The sequence below is a fragment of the Halalkalibacillus sediminis genome, assembly GCF_002844535.1.
Lineage (GTDB): Bacteria > Bacillota > Bacilli > Bacillales > Alkalibacillaceae > Halalkalibacillus_A > Halalkalibacillus_A sediminis.
In genome coordinates, this window is sequence record NZ_PJNH01000003.1 from 19,283 (window position 1) to 39,915 (window position 20,633).

The 20,633-nt window shown below is 40.4% G+C and carries 22 protein-coding genes; 9 read left to right on the forward strand and 13 right to left on the reverse strand.

Annotated elements, in window-relative coordinates; translation table 11 throughout:
* Positions 1–256: 256 nt before the first annotated feature.
* Positions 257–715 (reverse strand): MarR family winged helix-turn-helix transcriptional regulator, encoded by a 459-nt coding sequence (locus CEY16_RS09740; protein ID WP_101331824.1) that lies wholly within the window; start codon positions 713–715, stop codon positions 257–259.
* A gap of 121 nt (positions 716–836) precedes the next feature.
* Between CEY16_RS09740 and CEY16_RS09745 the strand changes: the two genes are divergently transcribed.
* The gene (locus CEY16_RS09745) at positions 837–1,463 is read left to right on the forward strand and encodes a class I SAM-dependent methyltransferase (protein WP_101331825.1); all 627 of its coding nucleotides are present in this window, start codon (positions 837–839) and stop codon (positions 1,461–1,463) included.
* 8 nt (positions 1,464–1,471) lie between these two features.
* Here CEY16_RS09745 and CEY16_RS09750 read toward each other — a convergent pair whose 3' ends face one another.
* Positions 1,472–2,371, reverse strand: a complete 900-nt coding sequence (locus tag CEY16_RS09750) for a diacylglycerol/lipid kinase family protein (RefSeq protein ID WP_162297914.1) — start codon at positions 2,369–2,371, stop codon at positions 1,472–1,474.
* Positions 2,372–2,471: 100 nt separating this feature from the next.
* Between CEY16_RS09750 and CEY16_RS09755 the strand changes: the two genes are divergently transcribed.
* Together CEY16_RS09755 and CEY16_RS09760 are read left to right on the forward strand one after the other, a co-directional pair.
* The gene (locus CEY16_RS09755; RefSeq protein WP_101331827.1) at positions 2,472–3,773 is read left to right on the forward strand and encodes a globin-coupled sensor protein; all 1,302 of its coding nucleotides are present in this window, start codon (positions 2,472–2,474) and stop codon (positions 3,771–3,773) included.
* Positions 3,774–3,985: 212 nt separating this feature from the next.
* Positions 3,986–4,228 (forward strand): GlsB/YeaQ/YmgE family stress response membrane protein, encoded by a 243-nt coding sequence (locus CEY16_RS09760; protein WP_101331828.1) that lies wholly within the window; start codon positions 3,986–3,988, stop codon positions 4,226–4,228.
* A 27-nt stretch (positions 4,229–4,255) separates the two neighbouring features.
* Here CEY16_RS09760 and CEY16_RS09765 read toward each other — a convergent pair whose 3' ends face one another.
* Positions 4,256–4,588, reverse strand: a complete 333-nt coding sequence (locus CEY16_RS09765; RefSeq protein WP_101331829.1) for a hypothetical protein — start codon at positions 4,586–4,588, stop codon at positions 4,256–4,258.
* Positions 4,589–4,656: 68 nt separating this feature from the next.
* Between CEY16_RS09765 and CEY16_RS09770 the strand changes: the two genes are divergently transcribed.
* From CEY16_RS09770 to CEY16_RS09785, 4 genes are all read left to right on the forward strand, one after another.
* The gene (locus CEY16_RS09770; protein WP_101331830.1) at positions 4,657–5,649 is read left to right on the forward strand and encodes an LLM class flavin-dependent oxidoreductase; all 993 of its coding nucleotides are present in this window, start codon (positions 4,657–4,659) and stop codon (positions 5,647–5,649) included.
* A gap of 20 nt (positions 5,650–5,669) precedes the next feature.
* Positions 5,670–6,362 carry a VOC family protein gene (locus CEY16_RS09775; RefSeq protein ID WP_162297915.1) on the forward strand — a complete coding sequence of 231 codons (693 nt, stop codon included), beginning with the start codon at positions 5,670–5,672 and terminating at the stop codon, positions 6,360–6,362.
* A gap of 52 nt (positions 6,363–6,414) precedes the next feature.
* A complete protein-coding gene (locus CEY16_RS09780) occupies positions 6,415–7,290 on the forward strand; it encodes a polysaccharide deacetylase family protein (RefSeq protein WP_238378825.1) in 876 nt (291 codons plus the stop codon).
* Between the two features lie 270 nt (positions 7,291–7,560).
* A complete protein-coding gene (locus CEY16_RS09785; protein ID WP_101331833.1) occupies positions 7,561–9,357 on the forward strand; it encodes a M3 family oligoendopeptidase in 1,797 nt (598 codons plus the stop codon).
* Positions 9,358–9,599: 242 nt separating this feature from the next.
* On the opposite strand, the gene CEY16_RS09790 is transcribed toward CEY16_RS09785, so the two are convergent.
* A complete protein-coding gene (locus CEY16_RS09790; protein ID WP_101331834.1) occupies positions 9,600–10,100 on the reverse strand; it encodes a GNAT family N-acetyltransferase in 501 nt (166 codons plus the stop codon).
* Positions 10,101–10,220: 120 nt separating this feature from the next.
* Between CEY16_RS09790 and CEY16_RS09795 the strand changes: the two genes are divergently transcribed.
* Positions 10,221–10,577: an ArsR/SmtB family transcription factor gene (locus tag CEY16_RS09795; RefSeq protein ID WP_101331835.1), complete on the forward strand. Its 357-nt coding sequence runs from the start codon at positions 10,221–10,223 to the stop codon at positions 10,575–10,577.
* Positions 10,574–12,688, forward strand: a complete 2,115-nt coding sequence (locus tag CEY16_RS09800; protein WP_274379942.1) for a heavy metal translocating P-type ATPase — start codon at positions 10,574–10,576, stop codon at positions 12,686–12,688. The genes CEY16_RS09795 and CEY16_RS09800 overlap by 4 nt, the downstream gene beginning before the upstream one ends.
* Before the next feature lie 317 nt (positions 12,689–13,005).
* Here CEY16_RS09800 and hisC read toward each other — a convergent pair whose 3' ends face one another.
* The 9 genes from hisC to hisZ are packed head-to-tail and all read right to left on the reverse strand — an operon-like array spanning position 13,006 to position 20,562.
* Positions 13,006–14,067: a histidinol-phosphate transaminase gene (hisC, locus tag CEY16_RS09805; protein ID WP_101331836.1), complete on the reverse strand. Its 1,062-nt coding sequence runs from the start codon at positions 14,065–14,067 to the stop codon at positions 13,006–13,008.
* A 2-nt stretch (positions 14,068–14,069) separates the two neighbouring features.
* On the reverse strand, positions 14,070–14,705 hold the full coding sequence (hisIE, locus tag CEY16_RS09810) for a bifunctional phosphoribosyl-AMP cyclohydrolase/phosphoribosyl-ATP diphosphatase HisIE (RefSeq protein ID WP_238378826.1): 636 nt from the start codon (positions 14,703–14,705) through the stop codon (positions 14,070–14,072).
* A complete protein-coding gene (hisF, locus tag CEY16_RS09815) occupies positions 14,702–15,460 on the reverse strand; it encodes an imidazole glycerol phosphate synthase subunit HisF (protein ID WP_101331838.1) in 759 nt (252 codons plus the stop codon). Before hisF ends, hisIE begins: the two co-directional genes overlap by 4 nt.
* 2 nt (positions 15,461–15,462) lie before the next feature.
* On the reverse strand, positions 15,463–16,167 hold the full coding sequence (gene hisA / locus CEY16_RS09820; RefSeq protein ID WP_101331839.1) for a 1-(5-phosphoribosyl)-5-[(5-phosphoribosylamino)methylideneamino]imidazole-4-carboxamide isomerase: 705 nt from the start codon (positions 16,165–16,167) through the stop codon (positions 15,463–15,465).
* A complete protein-coding gene (hisH, locus tag CEY16_RS09825) occupies positions 16,164–16,778 on the reverse strand; it encodes an imidazole glycerol phosphate synthase subunit HisH (protein ID WP_101331840.1) in 615 nt (204 codons plus the stop codon). The genes hisA and hisH overlap by 4 nt, the downstream gene beginning before the upstream one ends.
* 18 nt (positions 16,779–16,796) lie before the next feature.
* A complete protein-coding gene (gene hisB / locus CEY16_RS09830) occupies positions 16,797–17,384 on the reverse strand; it encodes an imidazoleglycerol-phosphate dehydratase HisB (protein ID WP_101331841.1) in 588 nt (195 codons plus the stop codon).
* A 17-nt stretch (positions 17,385–17,401) separates the two neighbouring features.
* Positions 17,402–18,688: a histidinol dehydrogenase gene (gene hisD / locus CEY16_RS09835; RefSeq protein ID WP_101331842.1), complete on the reverse strand. Its 1,287-nt coding sequence runs from the start codon at positions 18,686–18,688 to the stop codon at positions 17,402–17,404.
* On the reverse strand, positions 18,681–19,334 hold the full coding sequence (gene hisG / locus CEY16_RS09840) for an ATP phosphoribosyltransferase (RefSeq protein ID WP_101331843.1): 654 nt from the start codon (positions 19,332–19,334) through the stop codon (positions 18,681–18,683). The genes hisD and hisG overlap by 8 nt, the downstream gene beginning before the upstream one ends.
* On the reverse strand, positions 19,321–20,562 hold the full coding sequence (gene hisZ / locus CEY16_RS09845) for an ATP phosphoribosyltransferase regulatory subunit (protein WP_101331844.1): 1,242 nt from the start codon (positions 20,560–20,562) through the stop codon (positions 19,321–19,323). Before hisZ ends, hisG begins: the two co-directional genes overlap by 14 nt.
* Positions 20,563–20,633 lie beyond the last annotated feature (71 nt).

Below are 20,633 nucleotides of genomic sequence, written 5' to 3' on the forward strand. Positions count from 1 at the left end.
TGACTTTCACGTCGGTTACAGTGGATTTCGCTTCCTTTCCCGTGGATTTCGCTTCCTTTCCCGTGAATTCCACATCCTTCCCCTGAAATTCAGCATCCTTTCCCTGAAATTCAGCACCTTATCCCTGAAGTTCAGCTCCTTTCCCTGAAATTCAGCACCTTATCCCTGAAGTTCAGCTCCTTTCCCTGAAATTCAGCACCTTATCCCTGAAATTTCACCGGAGTTTCTTAATTTAATATAAAAAAAATCAGCTCGTTTAACGGAGCTGATCTGCTTCTAATCCTAATTTTTTTATCAATTGAATCGCTTGTTCTTTCTCTTCGTCATTAAGACCTGCAGTTATTCGCTCTAGTTCTGCCCAATGCTGTGGAAAGATTTCGTTTAAAAGGTCGCGCCCTTTGTCGGAAATATCGGCATAACTGATACGTCGATCATGAGCAGCTGTTTCTCTAACCAAAAGTCCCTTCTTTTCCAAGTTATTGACCACATATGTAATGCTTCCGCTCGCCAATAATATGCGTTCCCCAATTTTTTGTAATGGTTGTTTGCCTCTATGGTAAAGAAGCTCTAGTGTCCCGAACTCAGTTGGGTTGAGTCCGTACCGTGTCATGTCTTTTTGAGCAAGGTCAGACAGGGTTCTAGATGCTTTGGATAATACGACGAATAGCTTCAGTGATGGATCTTGTTTGCGTTCTCGATATGTTTCTTCATTCATTGATTAAACCCCTCTCATTACTCGATGAAATCATTATAATTGTATTCAGTGCACCAGTCAAAAAAGGTTTCCTTTCCTATACACTTCTGACATAATAGACGTGAATGAAGGAGGTTTCACCATGTTAGAAGATACTGGAGAAAGAGTGATACCTAAAGAAATGGATCCACTCAACCCTTTATTACTCGAACATATTGCGAGATATCAATTCGCTTTACCCTATATAAAAAAAGGACGTGTTCTTGATCTAGCCAGTGGTTCAGGTTTCGGGACACACATGATAGCCAAACGTCGCAAAAAACAAATCGATGAAGTCATTGGTGTGGATATTGATAAAGATGCTGTCAAATATGCCATAGACAACTACTACCATCCTCTTTCCACTTATAGAACAGCAGATGCAACAAACCCAGAACTTGTTGAAGAACTTGGTACTTTCGATACAATTTTAAGTTTTGAAACCCTAGAACACATCGAAGAAGAACAGACTCTTCTCGATAATTACTACCGCCTTCTCAAACCAGGTGGGATCTTGATTGTATCAACACCTTTCGGGGAAGGACGAGGAGTCCCTAGTGGCCAGCGTTTCCACGTGCATCAATTGACACAAGAGGAATTCCGCAACCTGTTCACTAATTACGAAGAGGTCGAGTATTTTTATCAAAATGGCGTTCTTATAGAACCTAAGCGTGAAGGGGCATATTACCCTCTCGGTATCGCTGTCTGCACAAAAACCAAAGATGTATAATCCCTATATCAATCACCAAAATTTTCTCCAACCAAAAATTTCAGAGGTTGATCGTTCATTTTAATTTCTATCGGAGTTTCCATATAAATCTCTCCATCCGTGTCCACTTCTAATGAAGAATCGGCACTGATGGATATTTTTTTACCTTGGAAATGTGTGATTTGATCTAAATCTTTATTGTCGCTCGTAAGGTTCGATAATGAAAGCCACTCTTTAATTGTTTTCATATTGGATTCCCTTACCACGATGACGTCCAACAACTCATCTTTTACCGATATGGAATTGATAGGCAAGTGATGCGTGCCAATAAAGCAACCATTCATAACGATTACCATGACAGCATCAACCTCGTGTTCCTCCCCATCCACAACTAGGTGAAACCTTTTGGTGCCACCTTGTTGGAAAGTTTGTACCGCACTAAGAAAGTAACTGATTTTCCCAAAAGTTTGTTTCAGCTGATCATCAATATTTTCTGAAGCCTCTGTGATCAACCCTGCACCTGCAAAATTCATGAAGTAATTATCATTTATAGCAGATACATCAATCTCTTCCACTCTATTATTCTGAAGTGTCGAGGTAGCATTTTTTATATTTTGAGGAATGCCTAATGCTCTGGAAAAGTCATTGCATGTCCCACCAGGTAACAGCATGATCACTGGAGTTTCATCCATAGCTGCAAGTACGTTGATCGCTGTATGTAGAGTTCCATCCCCTCCATAAATGATGAGAAGATCATATTTATTTGAAGAGTTACATGCATCTTTCAAATCCTCTTCAGAATGGGTTTGCTTAATGGTTAAATCGTTTATATACGTTATCAATTCTGGTGCTACTTGCTTGATCATAGGCTGCACTTCATTATCATCTTTATTTCCATTGAAAATAAAAAGAGCACGATCGTAATGCATTTTCATCACCTCTCTACATTAACATTCCCGAGTATTCAACATACAAAACTATATGCCGATATTAAGCTAAGACCAGAAATTACATATAGGGGATGAATGAATGCTTAAACTAAAGAGAAAACAAGTAAAAACCGAAGAAGGATTAAATTATGAACCTTTTTTGGAAACTGTCAGAATCGATCTGGATCCAGAAGAAGATCTTTCGAAGCAGTTAAGAATGATTTCACTGAACAGACAAGACCTAGCTATCTTAAGAGCTTTAAAACCTGTTATTTCTTTACATATCGAGAATATCGTTTCGAGGTTTTATAAAAACATAGAACATGAATCTTCATTGATGGATATCATTGAAGAAAATAGTAGTGTCGAACGTTTGAAACAGACATTAACCAAACACATCCAAGAAATGTTCGACGGTGTTATAGACGAAGAATTCGTTAATCAAAGAGTCCGGATTGCACATGCTCATGTCAAAATAGGCTTACAGCCGAAGTGGTATTTGTGTGCCTTTCAGGATTTACTGTTATCTTTTCATAAAATCTATGATGATCATTTTGAAGATAAAGAGGACTTCGCTAAAGCAATCAGTGCTACATCAAAGATTCTGAATATCGAACAACAACTCGTTCTTGAAACATTTGAAGACGAAAACAAGCGACAGCGTGAAGAACAATACGCGACTCAAGAAGAACTCATTCATGAAATCAATGAGATGACAATGAAACTGGTGAATATCTCTGAACAAACCGAAGCCGCGATCCAGGAATTATCGAGTGATGCACAGGATATTCAAGCATTCTCCAAAACCACGTCTGAAGTATCTACAATTGTAGAGGAGCAATCGGATACCGGCAAAGCGGATATGGAAAGACTTCAAGAAGAAATGCTACGAATAGAAAATGACATGAATGCCATATACGGAGAAATGACTGAATTAGAGAAAGCTTCCCTTAAAATCAATGACATCCTGAGCTTCATCACCGACGTATCAGAACAAACCAATCTATTGTCACTAAACGCCTCCATAGAGGCAGCACGTGCCGGTGAATTAGGAAAAGGATTTGCAGTCGTCGCTCAAGAGGTCAAGAAATTAGCCGACCAGACAAAAGGATCGATTGAAAACATCACTGAGCTTGTTACAAACACTAATCGCCAGATCCACCAGGTATCAGAGGATGTCACGTCCACGACTTCATTGATAAAAGAAGGTAGTACAAACGTTCATCAAACCAATCAATTTTTTGATAAGATACTTTCGAAATCCCAGGAGAACAAACAGCTCACCGAACAGATGGAGAGCAGAATCAACAGTTTCAATGACAACTTAGACCAGATTAACGGACTATACGAACAGGTCGTATCATCGGCAAAGCATTTGGAACAACTAGCAAACGATCGATGAGAAAAACATGGCTTATCGCCAAGTCCTAATGGCGAAAGCCTTTGTTTTTCACATACTTTAATCCTTTAACAAAGTTAAACATTTTTAAAGTATAAAAAATACTTCATCGGATAGCATGGTTCTTATTCTAGAACTATGCTTTTTTTGTTTCACATACATATAATATGGGGTAAAGATAAATATAGCTTTTTTTGAAAGGAAGGTAATTTGTAATGGAACTTATACTATTTATTATTGTCGGTGGACTTGTAGGTTGGGTAGCTGGACTATTGTTAGGCGGTGTTCCAGGGGGCATTATCGGGAACATTGTCGCAGGTATCGTAGGTGCATGGATCGGTCACTCAATTATCGGAACAGTTGGCCCAGTTATTGCCGGAATCGCCCTTTTACCTGCTCTGATTGGTGCCATTATATTTGTGGCTATACTCAGTCTGATTATCAAAATCGTCAAATAAAAAAAGAGCTAGCGATTCTGCTAGCTCTTACATACGTGGCGCTCTAATTTCAAATAGTAGGAAACTTAACAGTCGATATATCGGAAAAATAGCACACAAGATATAAGCTACTCTTGGTACATCCAAGAAAAGATAAAATGACGCGAGTAGCAGAAGGAAAATGACCGTCATCCAATTTGAATAGGTACTGTTAAGAGGAATAGCATCGAAAAATAGGGCTTCCCTTTTCTTTTTCTCTGAATATGTATCAAAGCACTTCTTATGATATGGTCTCAATAACATTTTACTATTCGTAACAATCAATTCAGATTGTTGTTCAATTTCTTTTTTACACCATTTACAAATGATTTTTGTCCCCATAGATAACTTCCTTTCAACAATTAAAGCAATTAATTTTATCTTATCGCAACAAATGTGAGGTGTCGAATATGAATTTAAAATTAAGTGTACTTGATCAGTCCCCCCTATTAAAAGGTAACACTGAGCATGATGCATTGAATCAAACGATAGAATTAGCAAAACACGTGGATCAATTAGGATATGAACGTTTCTGGGTCAGTGAACATCACAGTACGAAAAGTTTGGCTGGGTCGGCGCCTGAAATTCTCGTTTCATCGATTGCTGCTCATACTAAGTCAATCCGAGTTGGAACTGGTGGCATTCTACTTCCCCATTACAGTCCCTATAAAGTCGCAGAAACTTTCAGAGTGTTAGAAGGACTATATCCGGATCGAATTGATTTAGGTATTGGACGAGCTCCCGGGGGTATGCCAGGCGTGAACTATGCCTTGAATGGAGGGAAATATCCAGACGTTCATAGTTACCCTCAACAGACGGCTCAGTTACTTGATTATTTACAAGGATATCCTCATGAAAAATATCAAGTCCGCGCCACGCCACTTGGACCCACCGTACCTCCCGTTTGGATGTTAGGGTCTAGCGGGAATAGTGCAAAATTAGCCGGGGAGCTTGGTGTTTCATATACATTCGCACAATTCATCAATGGTGAAGCAGGTTCAATCGCACTGGACCGTTACTATAATAGCTTCATCCCTTCTACTCAACAAAAAGAACCTAAGGCAAGTGTCGCTGTCTTTGTCGTACTAGGTGAGACAGATGAGGAAGCTGATTACTATGCTTCAAGCTTGGATCAAGCATTATTATTGATTGAACAAGGTCAAATAAGGGATTACTTCCCCGACCCAGAAGAGGCTAGTAAACAAACCTATTCCTATTTTGAGAGAGAAAGAGTTCAATATAACCGTCAACGTATGATTATTGGTAGCCTAAACAGCGTTGAAGACCAGCTGAAAGAGATGGCTCAAACTTACAATGTAGATGAAATTATCGTCAACACGATTGTGTCTCCGTTTGAAAGACGAAAGTGGACCTATGAACAATTAGCCTCTATATTCAATTAATCTTTGAAAGGAGAATGAGCATGATTGCATTTGATCATCTTGTCGTATTTTCAAATCAACCAGAACAACACAAACAGCTATTTTCTTCTCTACACGGACAAGTTACTGTGAAAGGCGGAGAACATGAACAGTGGGGTACGTTCAACCACCTCGCCTTCATGGGAAATAAAAGCTATATCGAGTGGATTGGGGTTGAAGACGATGATAAAGCAAAAGAATCAACCAACCCACTCATCCGTCAAGTTATTTTCGCAAAAGAACAATCAATGGAAGGACCGATTCAATTTGGTTTGCGCGTGGAAGACTTGAATGCTTATATCAATCATTTTGACCAGGAAGGGATCGAGTATGAGGGGCCTTTTCCCGGAAGTCGAGCCCAACCAGATGGGACATTGCTTGAATGGACAATGCTTTTTCCGAAAATGAACAGCCATACCGTCCTCCCTTTCTTAATCCAATGGGACGGTGAGGGAAACACAGCACAAGATCCTAGTTTAATGAACAGTACTGAATTCGATTCTGTCACCATTTATACGCAAAATCTAGAATCTACTACTAATCAAATGAAAGGCTATTATTTATTGGAAGAGCCTAGTCACTCATCAGAAAATGAAGTAGAATGGTCACTAGGAAATGGAAAATTAATAGTGAAAAAAGGAGATGGGTTATTGAAAGCGAATTTCGATCACATCGAATTCAACCAAGCTAGATAGCCCGTAATATATTCAAATGAACAAATCTATTTTTCTTATTTTAGTTTCAATTATGCTTATATTGTTGATAGCTTGTGAGGAAGAATCCTCCGAAGAACCGGCTGATGCTCCACAAAAAGATGAAAGCGAACAGCGAGAAGACACCTCATCGAGTGAGGAACCCGCTGAGGAAGCAGACGATGCTGACGAACCCTCTTCCCAAGAGGAGCAAAAAGCACTTGAAATAAACACAGACCTGGACCTTGATTCATATCCCACTGAAAGCACAGAGTGGGGTGAGAATGTCACAGGTGTAAAAAACAAATTAGCAACTGATGAACAGGTGGTTGCCCTTACATTCGATGCTTGCGGAGGTCCTCATGGAAGCAAATATGATGAGGAACTGATTGAATATTTGATAGATGAAGAGATTCCTGCGACTCTTTTTGTAAATAAAAGATGGATTCTCTCCAATGAAGAATTATTTCAAGAACTAAGTGATAACCCTCTATTCCAAATAGAGAATCATGGAACCGATCACCTACCATTATCTGTAGAGGGCAAAGAAGCTTGGGGCATTGAAGGCACTGAGTCACCGGAAGATGTTTATCACGAAGTCGTTGAAAATCATCGACTGATCACTGATTTGACTGGGCAAGAACCTAGTAACTTCCGATCAGGGACTGCATTTTATGATGAAGTCGCTGTAGAAATAGTGAATGACATAGGTCTTGAAGTAGTCAATTTCGATATCTTAGGTGATGCAGGTGGAACTTACTCAAGTGATGAGGTGGAACGTTCTTTACTGGGTGCCACCGCTGGGTCCATTGCGCTTTTGCATATGAATCAACCTGAGAGCGGTACCGCCGATGGAGTTAAAAACGCCATTCCTCATATGAAAGAAAAAGGTTTTGAATTTGTACTTTTAGAAGAATACGACCTCGAATGATAGTTGTTGAATGAAAGGTTTCAATAACTATCATTTTTTTGTGAGAAAAACTTGGCTTATCGCCAAGTCCTATTGGCGAAAGCCCTTGTTTTTCACATACTTTAATCCTTTAACAAAGTTAAACAATTTTAAAGTGTGAAATATTTATTTCAGATTACGAAATATTCTTTAATCGAAATAAAAATCGTGGTATACTATTTTTGTAATTCTATTGAATATTTGCACATTTAATTATCAGAAAATTTCGAAGTATATCGAGGAGGATTTACAATGACACAAACAACTTACCCACAAGTATGGGATTTAGATGTATTTTTCAAAGGTGGAAGTGAATCAAAAGAATTGCGTAACCACCTAGAGAAAGTTAAAAATCGATTAGATGAATTTGCGAAGAAACTACAATCATTTGAAACACCTACATCCAGTAGCCAAGCTGGTGAAATCGCAGACCTGATCGAAGAAGGATCCGATATCTCACTACATATTCGCCAGTCTGGAGCTTTCATCAGTTGTCTAGAAGCCCAGGACATGAAAGATAAAAAAGCTAGCGCTTTAAGAAGTGAAGTGACCGAATTATCAGCTACCTATGGCGCTGCATTTAATGCATTCCAACAAAAGCTTGCTCAGACAGAAGAGAATGTATGGAAAGACTTGCTTAATGATGAACGTTTAAAAGAGTGGGATTTTGTGCTAAACGAGTGGCGCAATAAAGCTCAAGAGCAGTTATCTGAAGATGAGGAATCATTGATCTCTGCCCTTTCGGTAGATGGTTATCATGCTTGGGGCCAAATGTATAACACGATTGTTGGAAAGATGACAGTCAATGTAACTGTTGATGGAGAAGAAAAAGAATTATCTGTCGGACAGGCTAACAATTTATTGTCCCACGATGACCCTGAAGTACGTAAAGATGTCTATGAAAAATTAGAAGCTGCTTGGAAGGATCAAGAAGATCTATTTGCCAATACACTCAATCATTTAGCTGGCTTCCGCTTGAACGTATACAAAAAGCGTGGCTGGGAGAATGTTTTGAAAGAGCCTTTGGACATCAACCGTATGGAACAAAAGACTTTAGATGCTATGTGGGGGGCCATTTCGAAGCATAAAGATCCATTCGCTAAATTCTTGAATCGCAAAGCTCAGTTGCTCGGTAAAGAAAAGTTGGAATGGTATGACCTCGGGGCTTCCACCCAATCGAATAAAGAGAAATTATCATATGATGAAGGAGCTCAATTCATCTTGAAGCATTTCGAGAAATTCAGCCCGGAAATGGCGAAGTTTTCGAAGCGTGCTTTCGAAGAAGGTTGGATTGAAGCTGAAGATCGTTCTGGAAAACGCCCTGGTGGATTCTGTACTGGTTTCCCATTAGACGAACAATCCCGAATTTTCATGACTTACAGTGGATCGATGTCTAATGTAGCGACATTAGCTCACGAATTAGGTCACGCATTCCACTCGCATGCTTTAAAAACGGTTCATCCTTTGAATCGCCGTTATGCGATGAATGTTGCTGAAACAGCATCAACTTTCGCTGAAATGATTGTTGCCGATGCATCTGTCAAAGAAGCATCATCTGAGAAAGATAAGATTGCTTTATTAGAAGATAAAATCCAACGAAGTGTTGCATTCTTCATGAATATCCATTCTCGTTTCTTATTCGAGACACGTTTCTATGAAGAGCGCAAAAATGGCTTTGTTCCAGCAGAGCGTCTGAACGAATTGACTGACGAAGCACAGCGTGAAGCATACAAAGGTGCGGTACAATCGACTAGCCCTAGTTATTGGTCGAACAAACTGCATTTCCATATAACTGGTGTACCATTCTACAACTTCCCGTACACATTCGGGTACCTTTTCTCGCTAAGTATTTATGCAAAAGCTTTAGAGGAAGGTACTGATTATGAGGAACAATACATCGCACTTCTTAGGGACACAGCTACAATGTCTGTTGAAGATCTAGCGATGAAGCACCTAGGAGAAGACATCACTCAAGAAGCATTCTGGGAAAAAGGAATCGAACTTTGCAAAAGTGATGTCGATGAATATTTATCACTCACTGATAAATAATAAAAGCGTAAGCGTCCGGTTATCAACGTATCAATTGGAGAAGAGAAACAAGAAATATAGGAACCACCGTGAGTGTGCGAACGGATGTTGACTTATTGATGGATTCTCTTTGAAATTGACTAGTTGATGGGCGCTGCAGCTAGACAGTATAAAATTACTTGTTACTTGCTTACCCCCATAAGCAAAGATAATAGATATAACGCCCGAGGATGTCTGTCCCTCGGGCGTTTTTATGTTCAATATCATGGATTCAATTTCTTTTCGTAATAACAGTAATTGGTCTCGTGTCCTCCAATAGCAGCAGTTTGCACTAGGTTATACCCTGATTTGATAAATAACTTTTGGGCTGAGGGATTATGTTCGTTGGTATCGGTACAAATATAATAAACTCCGTTGTCCATCGCCACTTTTTCTGCGAATTGATAAAATTGATGACCAATTCCTTCATTTTGGGCTAAAGGATCAACTGCTAACCTCTTCAGACAGTAGTAGGGTTCGTCATACGTCCAGGGAATTTCTTCGTACTCATGGTGCCCTTGATCACTTATACAGATAACTCCACGTATACTTCCATCACTATCGAATACGTATAACCTACCGTTATGTAAATCTTCTTCATAATGTTTAACCGTCGGGTAATGCTCATCCCATTGCTCAATACCTTCTTGTTTCATCTTCAATTTAACTCGCTCGATCATTTCTCCGATCGCCTGCAAGTCAGTTCTCGTCGCTGCTCTGATCATCTTTGTCACCTCGTAAAAAGTTTAATCAAAAAAAATGGTTTAATCAATCGGTTGACATTCAAATCATCATTTGAATATAATACAATCAAACGATCATTTGAATGAAATGAGGTAAACTCAATGAAATTACCGAATTGTACATCAGAAGTAAGCGAAGAATCACTTCAACATATATATAAAGAACTAGCATCGGTACCCACAGAAAGTGTAGCAAAGCTGTTCAAGGTTTTATCTGACGAAACAAGAGTAAAAATCGCCCATGCATTAACAATTGAAAAGGAACTGTGTGTCTGCGATGTCGCTGCCATCACTGAAACGACAGTGGCATCAACTTCTCACCATTTAAGAACACTAAAGAAACACGGTTTAGCAAAGGTACGTCGTAAAGGTAAAAATGTTTATTATTCCCTCGACGACCACCATGTCCATGATCTGATTAAAATCGCAGTCGAACACCAGGAAGAATTGGAGGAATAACATTGGCTAAAGAAACTTATTATGTACAAGGAATGTCATGCACTTCATGTGCTCAAACGTTTGAAAATAACGTCAAAAATTTAAAGACAGTTGAAAATGCCGATGTTAACTTCGGCGCTTCTAAAATAACAGTACACGGCTCTGCCTCTATTGAGGAACTGGAGAAAGCTGGAGCCTTCGAAAACCTACAAGTTTCCACTCAATTGAGCGAGAAAGAAGCAATGAATATTCACTCGATCCTACGTGACCACTGGAATGTCCTTACTTCATTCCTTCTGCTATTGGTTGGCTTAGTGGGATTCTTTACATTGGGTGATGAACATCCGCTGACGATAGGAACTTTTTTAGCTGCAATCGTAATTGGTGGATATGACCTATTGATTGCAGGAGCCAAGAACCTAGTGAAGCTCAGGTTCGATATGAAAACATTGATGACCATTGCCGTGATCGGTGCAATTATAATTGGCGAATGGGTAGAAGCATCGATTGTCGTCATTTTATTCGCAATTAGTGAAGCATTAGAAAAATTTTCGATGGACCAAGCAAGATCTTCTATTCAATCACTGATTAAGTTGGCTCCGAATGAGGCGACGGTCCGCCGTGGTGGAGAGGAATTCGTAGTCAATGTCGATGATTTACAAAAAGACGATATCGTTCTCGTCAAACCTGGAGAAAAGCTACCGATTGACGGAAAGATAGAATCGGGAGAATCGTCTATAAACCAGGCTGCGATTACTGGTGAATCGATGCCTATTCATAAGAAGGTCGATGACAATGTTTTCGCAGGTACGTTGAACGAAGAAGGATTCCTTGAAGTACGTGTCACCAAACTCGTCAAAGACACGACGCTTGCTAAGATCATCCACATGGTTGAGGAAGCACAGAACGATAAAGCGCCAGCTCAACAATTCGTTGACCGTTTTGCAAAATACTATACTCCTTTCATTATGTTAGTAGCACTTGCTGTGGCAACTTTACCACCTCTTTTTCTATCAAGTGGATATGAACTGTGGATCTACCAAGGGCTTGCCGTTCTTGTGGTAGGTTGCCCATGTGCACTCGTCATATCAACACCTGTAGCAATTGTCACAGCGATTGGTAGCGCTGCTCGAAACGGGGTTCTGATCAAAGGTGGAGCCTATTTAGAAACTTTAGGAAAGGTCAAAGCGATCGCTTTCGACAAAACAGGAACAATCACTCGAGGCGAGCCTGTCGTGCAACAAGTAGAATGGGTGGATTCAGCTGTAAATCAATCAGATCTTCTCACTGCAGCTTATGAGTTGGAGAAACGTTCACAGCATCCATTAGCTCAATCAATCATGCGTTACGTAGATTCAGAGATAGAGCGATCACAATCACTTCCTGTTGAAAATTTTCATTCTACGACAGGAAAAGGAATAGCCGGTCGTATCGGAAACAACCACTATAAAGTTGGCAGCCCAAGTATGTATGAGAATTTATCTGCCGAAATCACAACTCAAATTGACCAAATGAGAATGTCCGGTCAGACGGTCATTCTGCTTGCCAAAAATGATGAAGTTAAAGCATTATTCGGAATTGCTGATGAAATCAGGGAACATTCTCCTAAGGTCATCGAGCAACTGAAAAGACTCGGCGTCAAAGAGTCGATTTTACTGACTGGGGATCACAACAGAACTGCACAAGCGATCAGTGAAAAAGTCGGGATCAAACGCTATCTAGCCGATTTACTTCCTGACGATAAGCAAGACCAAATAAAGAAACTCCAAGAAGAATATGGTGGAGTAGCTATGGTCGGTGATGGCGTGAATGATGCCCCTGCTTTAGCAACTTCTGACGTCGGTATTGCCATGGGAGGAGCTGGTACTGATACAGCTCTAGAAACTGCAGATATCGCCTTAATGGGTGATGATATCGAGAAACTCCCATTCACTGTTAAACTCAGTCGCCGAGCATTGAACATCATTAAACAGAACATCGCTTTCGCATTAGGAATAAAAATAATTGCCCTTCTGTTAGTCGTTCCAGGATGGCTTACTCTATGGATCGCCATTCTAGCAGACGTCGGTGCAACACTACTTGTCACATTCAATGGAATGAGATTATTGAAGAACGAACGAAAAGCCAACTAGATTGCTAGTTGGCTTTTTTATATGGCGCTTTTATCGTTTAGTGTTGATTTTATCTAGAAAACTTCGTATGGAGGAGAAACACGTGAAGCGGAGACGCCTGAGGGATCAGCCAGCGCAGTGCGAAAATCCATTTTTCCGAAATTGCAATGGAGTAAAAATTAGTTGAGCGCAAGCCCCTAGGGACGGCTAAAGTCCGTTACGTCCTGTAACGAACGCCGTCATTAAACCATCCAGGTCGTCACAAGCTTCCGCTTTTAAGCGTTTTGACAATATCAACAATGGACTTTAACTGAGACTTTTATATAGTAAAGTTGATTTTAGGTCGACATAATCTCTTCAATTTGTTCAATCAATATTTTCATTTCAGCATCCGTCCCGATAGAGATGCGAATATACCCATCAATCTTCGGTTGGTTAAAATAACGTACATAGATGCCACGTTCCTTCAAGCTCTCATATAAAATTCTCGCGGTCGTTCTGGCAGGCTTCACAAATAGAAAATTCGACTTTGAATCTGTCATATTGAAACCTAGTGAACGTAATTCTCCAGAAGCCCATTCACGCGTCTGAATTACTTGGTTAATAATATGAGAATAGTATGTCTCATCCTCTAAAGCCGCTTCTGCTCCTGCTAATGACACACGATTGATCGTATAAGAATTGAATGAATTCTTGATTCTCTCCAATCCTTCAATTAGATCCTCATGCCCGACCGCATAGCCTAAACGGATTCCAGCGAGTGCATGTGATTTAGACAATGTTCGTGTAACGAGTAAATTGGGGTATGCTTTAGTTAATTTTACTGCTGTTTCAGTTCCAAACTCCACATAAGCCTCATCAACAATCACGACTTGATTTCGGTTGTTTTGGAGGATGCGTTCGATATCATCCAATGCCATAGCGACCCCGGTAGGTGCGTTCGGATTAGGAAAAATCACGCCACCAACTGAATCATATAGACCTTCTACATCGATTGAAAGATCAGCATTCAAAGGAACCTTTTGAAAAGAGATATCATAAAGGTTCGAATATACTGGGTAGAAGCTATAAGTTATCTCTGGAAACTTGATGGTTTCGTTCGGTTCGAAAAAAGCTTGGAACACAAATGCCAATACTTCATCAGAGCCATTTCCGACAAATACGTTAGAAGGTGCTACTCCTTCCCGATTCGCGATTTTTCTTTTCAAATCACTAACCGTCGGAGTCGGATAACGCCTCAAATCATCGTTAATAGCCCCATGCATTGCTTCAAGTGTCTTTTGGGAAGGTGGATAAGGGTTTTCGTTCGTATTCAGTTTGATGACATCTGTTTGTTCTGGCTGCTCTCCAGGTACATAAGGCTTCGCTTCTTTTACCTTTCTACTCCAGAATTTGCTCATCCTTACCTCTCCCTCATTCGTTCAGTCAATACCTCTTTTACGCGTTCGATCGGCATATCTTTTTCAGCTAATAAAACAAGGACGTGATAAACGAGATCAGAAATTTCCATCGCTAGATTTTCATTATCATCATTCTTCGCTCCGATAATGATTTCACTGGATTCCTCGCCAATTTTTTTCAAGATTTTATCGACGCCTTCATCAAATAAGTAGTTCGTATAAGAACCCTCTTTCGGATTTTCCTTCCGGTTTAAAATCGACTGATAGACATCATGGATAATTTCTCTACGATAATCCAACGAGTCATCGTTCAAATCTATATCTCTATAAAAGCAACTACGCGCTCCTGTATGACAAGCAGCTCCTACTTGTTCAACCTGTAAAAGAACAGTATCTTCATCGCAATCATAAGACATATTTTTCACATATTGATAGTTTCCAGAGGTCGCCCCTTTATTCCAGAGCTCTTTTCGAGAACGACTATAAAACCATGTAGTCTTCGTATCGATTGTCTTTTGAAGCGATTCTTCATTCATGTAGGCTAGCATCAGCACCTCACCCGTGCGAGCATCTTGGACAATCGCTGGAAGAAGACCTTGTTCGTCAAATTTGAATTCGATATTTTCCATCTTGTTCACCCTAACCTGATTGGTAAATTTTCTTCGTATAAGTATGTTTTTAAATCTTTGATTTCTATTTCCCCGAAGTGAAAAACAGAAGCAGCCAGTGCAGCATCGGCTTTCCCCTCTTTCAGAACTTGTGAGAAGTGCTCTTTCTTACCTGCTCCGCCCGAAGCTACAACAGGGACACGAACGCGTTCAGCTACCCGACTCATGAGATTCACTTCGTAGCCTTCTTTCACTCCATCTGTATCCATCACGTTCAGTACGATTTCTCCGGCACCGCGGGCTACACCTTCATCAATCCAGTCCCAAAGTTTCTTGCCTGTGTTTTCACGGCCACCTTTAACAAAAACGAACCAGTCACCGTCTTCCTTTTTTACATCGATTGATAACACGACGCACTGGCTACCAAAGCGTTCGGCCGCTTCATTGATCAATTGCGGATTCGAAACGGCTGCACTATTCACCGAAACTTTATCAGCTCCTGCGTTTAGGACACTTCTGAAATCTTCGACTGTTCGGATTCCGCCGCCAACTGTAAAGGGAATGTGTACCTCTTCACCTACCCTTTCAACGACGTCTAGGAAAATGTTTCTCTTTTCATGAGAAGCAGTTATATCATAGAAGACGAGCTCATCCGCGCCAAGTTCACTATATTTTTTCCCTAATGCAACAGGGTCGTCCACGTCTTTGATGTCCTTGAATTTCGTGCCTTTGACGACGCGACCATCGCGCACATCTAAACACGGAATAATTCTTTTCGCTAGCATGACTACTCCTCCATTACTTTCTTCAAATCAACTTTACCTTCGTAGATCGCTTTACCAACGATTGCACCATAAATATTCATTTCTCTTAACTGTTCAATATCTTCCTCGGAAGACACTCCACCAGATGCAATCACCTGAATATCATTTACAGAATCGATCCGCTTCAGTTCTTCAAAGTTCGGTCCTTGAAGCATGCCGTCTTTAGAAATATCAGTGTATACGATCGTTGCAACGCCTACTTGGTCTAACGTTTTCAAGAAATCGACAGCATCTACTTCTGAAGTCTCGATCCATCCATCCGTTGCTACATAACCATTTCGTGCATCTATTGAAACTACGACCTGGTCACCATATTGATTCACAGCTTCTTTTAAAAAATCAGGATCTTTGACGGCTGCAGTACCTAATATCACTCGCGAGACTCCGATATTCAGCAATTGTTCGATTCTTTCGATCGAGCGAACACCCCCACCTACTTGCACAGGAAGCCTAGTCTGCTTAACGATTTCTTTTATGATAGTAAGATTATTCGAAGGGTCACCTTTTGCGGCATCAAGGTCAACTAGATGCAAATACTCCGCACCTTCTTCTTTCCACTTTTGAGCCATATGAACGGGGTTACCGTAATCCGTCTGCTGGTTGTAATCTCCTTGGATCAGGCGGACGCATTGTTGATCTCTGATATCTATTGCTGGATATATATTCATGAAACGATCCCTCCGAAATTCTTCAGTAGCTGCATGCCTGTATTCGAACTTTTTTCTGGGTGAAATTGCATACCTGTAACGTTCTCTCTCTTTACTGCAGATGTAAAAGTCTCACCGTAAGTTGTAGTGAAAAGGACATCTTTATCATCTGCTGGTCTAGCGTAAAGAGAATGGACGAAATACACATATTCCCCTTCGCCGATTTGCTTTTGTATCGGGTCACTCTCAAAGTGTCCATTGAGTTCTAACTGATTCCAACCCATATGTGGAACCTTAACTGCTCCTTCAAAAGGCACGATTTCACCAGGAATTAATCCCAATCCTTCGTGCTCCCCGTACTCGTAACTTTTCTCGAACAGCAATTGCATACCGAGGCAAATCCCTAATAAGGGTTTTCCTGCTTCAGCTTGTTGGATGATCTTATGATCGAATCCACTTTCTCTCAACCTTTTCATCGCTTCACCAAAAGCCCCCACGCCGGGTAGGATGATACCTTCAGCTTCCTCCAAGTCGGAAGGTTGATCGGTGATACGTGAAGATATGCCGATGGTTTTAAGTGCGTGCTGTACATTTTTTAAATTTCCTGCTCCGTAATCTATAATTGCAATCATTGACTTGCACTCCTACTATTATAAAGTCCCTTTCGTCGAGGGCACATCTCCGTTTGCATCGATAATTGTTGCCGCTTCATTCAACACACGACCAAACCCTTTGAAAATCGATTCGATAATGTGATGAGTATTGCTCCCGTGGAAGAGTTTGATATGAAGGGTGACTCCTGCTTGATTAACAAACGCTCTGAAGAACTCTTCAACAAGCTCAGTATCGAATGACCCGACTGAATCTTTCATCCCTTCTACATCAAATACAAGGAAAGGTCTTCCCGAAATATCAGCTGAGACAAGGCTTAATGATTCGTCCATCGGTGTGAAGTCAGAGGCATAACGCTTGATGCCCTTTTTATCACCTAGAGCTTCACGAAATGCTTGTCCTAAAACGATTCCCACATCTTCTACTGTGTGATGGCTATCTACCTGCAAGTCACCATTTGCATCCACCTTCAAACCGAATTTACCGTGTGATGCGAAGAGGGTCAGCATATGGTCAAAGAACCCTACTCCCGTTTCAATCGAATCATCTGCTTTCTTTTGATCCAAGTTCAGTGTCAAATCGATGTTCGTTTCACTAGTTTTTCTCTTAATGGCTGCTTCACGCATACTCTCACTCCTCTTCTTCATTCAAACCTTTTACGGATGGAAGCTGCGTGAGCATCCAACCCTTCAGCTTCTGCAAACTTCTGTATTTTTTGATTGACTTGTTCTAATGACTGTTTATCATAATAGATCACACTCGACTTTTTCTGAAAGTCATAAACCCCTAAAGGAGATGAAAACTTTGCAGTACCATTCGTCGGAAGGGTGTGGTTCGGTCCTGCGAAATAATCCCCTAGCGGTTCTGGTGAGTATGACCCTAAGAAAATAGCTCCAGCATTTTTAATCTTAGGCAGCTGTTCAAAAGGTTGTTCTACTAGAACTTCTAGGTGCTCTGGTGCTAATTCATTAACAAACTCAAAAGCATTTTCTAAATCATCTACGAGATAAATACGGCCTTGCTTAGTAATCGAAACATCTAGAATCTCTTTTCGAGAAAGGTTTTTTGTTTGAGTTTCAACTTCTTGTTGGACTTCGTTAGCTATTCGCTTTGATGTCGTCACTAATATAGAAGAAGCTAACTCGTCATGCTCTGCTTGTGCTAATAAGTCTGCTGCAATCAATTTCGGTTCAGCTTGGTCATCAGCAATAACACAAACTTCACTAGGACCAGCAATCATATCAATATCCACGTCACCAAACACGAATTTTTTCGCCCGTGCAACATATGCATTTCCTGGGCCGACAATTTTGTAGACTTTGTTAACTGACTCAGTACCATAAGCAAGTGTCGCAATTCCGTGAGCTCCGCCAACTTTCAAGATTTGATCAGCTCCCGCAATAGAGGCGGCTACTAGTGTATTAGGGTTCACTTTTCCGTCAGCTTGGACTGGTGTGGTAACTGTGATTGATTCAACACCTGCAACTTTCGCAGGTACGACATTCATTAATACGGTTGAAGGGTATGCTGCCTTCCCACCTGGGACATATACACCGACACGTTCGATCGGTGTGACTTGCTGACCCAGCCAAATTCCTGGCCCGTCATTGGTGTACCATGACTTTTCTGATTGGTTTCTGTGATAGTTATCGATATTATGTCTTGCTTCTTGGAGAATATCGATTAACTCATCATCCACTTGTTCAAATGCTTGATTGATTTCCTCTTCAGTTACAAATAGGTTATCCAGTTTCGCGCCATCTAATTGCTCGATGTAGTCGAAAACTGCGGCATCCCCTCTATCTCTAATTGAATTGATGATGTTTTTAACACGTTCGTCGATCACTTCATATGTTTCAGAATCACGGGAAGTTCTTTCTTCAATTATTGTAGAGAACTGATTTTGATCGATGGATTCGATTTTAAGCATTCTTCAGCCCACCTTCTGACTGTTTGATGGTTTCCTGAATATTTTCAATAAACGGCTGAATGGCTTCACCTTTCGTTTTAAAACTTGCCTTATTACTTATTAATCTAGCACTACTTTGAAACATGTCTTCTAAGACTACGAGACCGTTTTCTTTTAATGTTCCACCTGTCTCTACTATGTCAACAATGACATCGCTTAATCCTACAAGAGGTGCAAGTTCTACTGATCCATTCAATTTAATGGTCTCGATCTGCTTGCCCTTTTGTTCAAAATAATCAGTGGTGACTTTTGGATATTTTGAAGCGATGCGAGGTTTGATCATCCCATCTAGATCAGTACCTTCTTTACCAGCAACAGCAAATCGACATTTCCCAAATCCTAGATCGATTACTTCATAAACATCAGCTGCTGATTCTAGTAGAGTATCTTTTCCGGCAACACCTATATCTGCAGCACCGTTTTCAACATATGTCGCTACATCAGTTGCCTTCACTAATATCATTTCGAACTTCTGATCATCACTTTTAAAAATCAATTTTCTGCTTTCCTCATAGAACTCAGAGAAAACCACTCCAATTGACTCGAATAGTTCTACACTTTTTTCTGCCAATCTGCCTTTTGCTAATGCAATTTTAATTACTTCCATACGTCGAACCTACTTTCTTTACCAAATCTTCTATATCGGTGTATGTTACCTGCTCACCTGAGCTTGGTATTTGTACTGTGCTTTTGTTGATATCGATTGAAACAACATCTTCTGATGATTGATTTTCTCCAGTTATATGAACCTCAAAACCTCTTTGACGAAGTTCTCGAGCTACTTTGAAGCCTTCCACCCACTCATCTGCGTGTACTTGTAGCTTTGTAGATGACTGTTCTTCAGTGATGCCTTGAGATTTTAGAGCTGCAATCAAATCATCCACATACACTCCAAAGCCGATCGCGTCTTGGTTCATACCGAAATATTGAGTCAGGTCGTCGTATCTCCCACCTTGGATCACCGGCTTACCGAAATCATGGATGAACCCTTGGAACACGACACCAGTGTAATAGTTCAAATGATTGATTAACCCTAAATCTATGGATATGAACGATCCATAACCTAGTTGATCTAGTAATGAATAAACATCTGTTAAATATCTCACTGCTTCTTTCATTTCTTGGTTGATGGCAAGCTCATCTGCCTTTTTAAGCACCGCTTCAGAAGTACCGAATAATTGAGGAAGTTGCAGAAGAACCTTCGTTATTTCTTCATCTAATTGCAAATCTTCCAATAACTGCTTCAGCTCTGGGAGATTTTTTTGTTCAATCTTTTCCTGAACCATCAGTTGTTTCTCTGTGGACAAATCTGCTTCTCCAATGAGTGCCTTAAAGTAATTAGCTTGTCCAATGTCCAGTTGAAAACGATTCATCCCTACTTTTTTAAAGGATTCAATAGCAAGGGCAATCATTTCAACATCCGCTTCAACACTTGCCTTCCCGAAATGTTCAACGCCGACTTGAGCAAATGAACGGGAGAAAACATCCGATTCCCCATTCTCCATACGAAAAATATTCGTAACGTATGAGAGTTTGCTTTCTGGATGTTCAGCCTGGTCAGAGCTCGCGACCATGCGAGTGATCGGGATCGTTGCATCAGGACGTAAAACAAGAATTTTACCATCATGATCCACCATCTTGATCATCTGATCCGTATCCATCGTGCCTGGCATACTCACAAATAAGTCGTAATATTCGAAGGTTGGAGTTTGTATTTGCTTAAACCCATATTGTTGATTCAATTGATTTAATTTTTCTATCACTTGTTGTTTCAGCTGATAGTCTTGCGAATATAGGTCAGCTACCCCTTTTGGTAACTGTTGTTGAAATTTCACACGAAATCATCCTTTATTTGTTTATCGCTTTATCAGAGTAAAGTTTTTTAGTTATATTTCATTCTAAGAGG

Coding starts and splice junctions, on each gene's coding strand:
- CEY16_RS09770 (WP_101331830.1), top strand. CDS start 4,657: ATGAATTTAAAATTAAGTGTACTTGATCAGTCCCCCCTATTAAAAGGT.
- hisC (WP_101331836.1), bottom strand. CDS start 14,067: ATGAGCAAATTCTGGAGTAGAAAGGTAAAAGAAGCGAAGCCTTATGTA.
- CEY16_RS09775 (WP_162297915.1), top strand. CDS start 5,670: ATGATTGCATTTGATCATCTTGTCGTATTTTCAAATCAACCAGAACAA.
- CEY16_RS09755 (WP_101331827.1), top strand. CDS start 2,472: ATGCTTAAACTAAAGAGAAAACAAGTAAAAACCGAAGAAGGATTAAAT.
- CEY16_RS09785 (WP_101331833.1), top strand. CDS start 7,561: ATGACACAAACAACTTACCCACAAGTATGGGATTTAGATGTATTTTTC.
- CEY16_RS09780 (WP_238378825.1), top strand. CDS start 6,415: ATGCTTATATTGTTGATAGCTTGTGAGGAAGAATCCTCCGAAGAACCG.
- CEY16_RS09795 (WP_101331835.1), top strand. CDS start 10,221: ATGAAATTACCGAATTGTACATCAGAAGTAAGCGAAGAATCACTTCAA.
- CEY16_RS09760 (WP_101331828.1), top strand. CDS start 3,986: ATGGAACTTATACTATTTATTATTGTCGGTGGACTTGTAGGTTGGGTA.
- hisB (WP_101331841.1), bottom strand. CDS start 17,384: ATGCGTGAAGCAGCCATTAAGAGAAAAACTAGTGAAACGAACATCGAT.
- CEY16_RS09745 (WP_101331825.1), top strand. CDS start 837: ATGTTAGAAGATACTGGAGAAAGAGTGATACCTAAAGAAATGGATCCA.
- hisG (WP_101331843.1), bottom strand. CDS start 19,334: ATGGAAGTAATTAAAATTGCATTAGCAAAAGGCAGATTGGCAGAAAAA.
- CEY16_RS09750 (WP_162297914.1), bottom strand. CDS start 2,371: ATGCATTACGATCGTGCTCTTTTTATTTTCAATGGAAATAAAGATGAT.
- hisF (WP_101331838.1), bottom strand. CDS start 15,460: ATGCTAGCGAAAAGAATTATTCCGTGTTTAGATGTGCGCGATGGTCGC.
- hisH (WP_101331840.1), bottom strand. CDS start 16,778: ATGATTGCAATTATAGATTACGGAGCAGGAAATTTAAAAAATGTACAG.
- hisA (WP_101331839.1), bottom strand. CDS start 16,167: ATGAATATATATCCAGCAATAGATATCAGAGATCAACAATGCGTCCGC.
- CEY16_RS09740 (WP_101331824.1), bottom strand. CDS start 715: ATGAATGAAGAAACATATCGAGAACGCAAACAAGATCCATCACTGAAG.
- CEY16_RS09765 (WP_101331829.1), bottom strand. CDS start 4,588: ATGGGGACAAAAATCATTTGTAAATGGTGTAAAAAAGAAATTGAACAA.
- hisD (WP_101331842.1), bottom strand. CDS start 18,688: ATGCTTAAAATCGAATCCATCGATCAAAATCAGTTCTCTACAATAATT.
- CEY16_RS09790 (WP_101331834.1), bottom strand. CDS start 10,100: ATGATCAGAGCAGCGACGAGAACTGACTTGCAGGCGATCGGAGAAATG.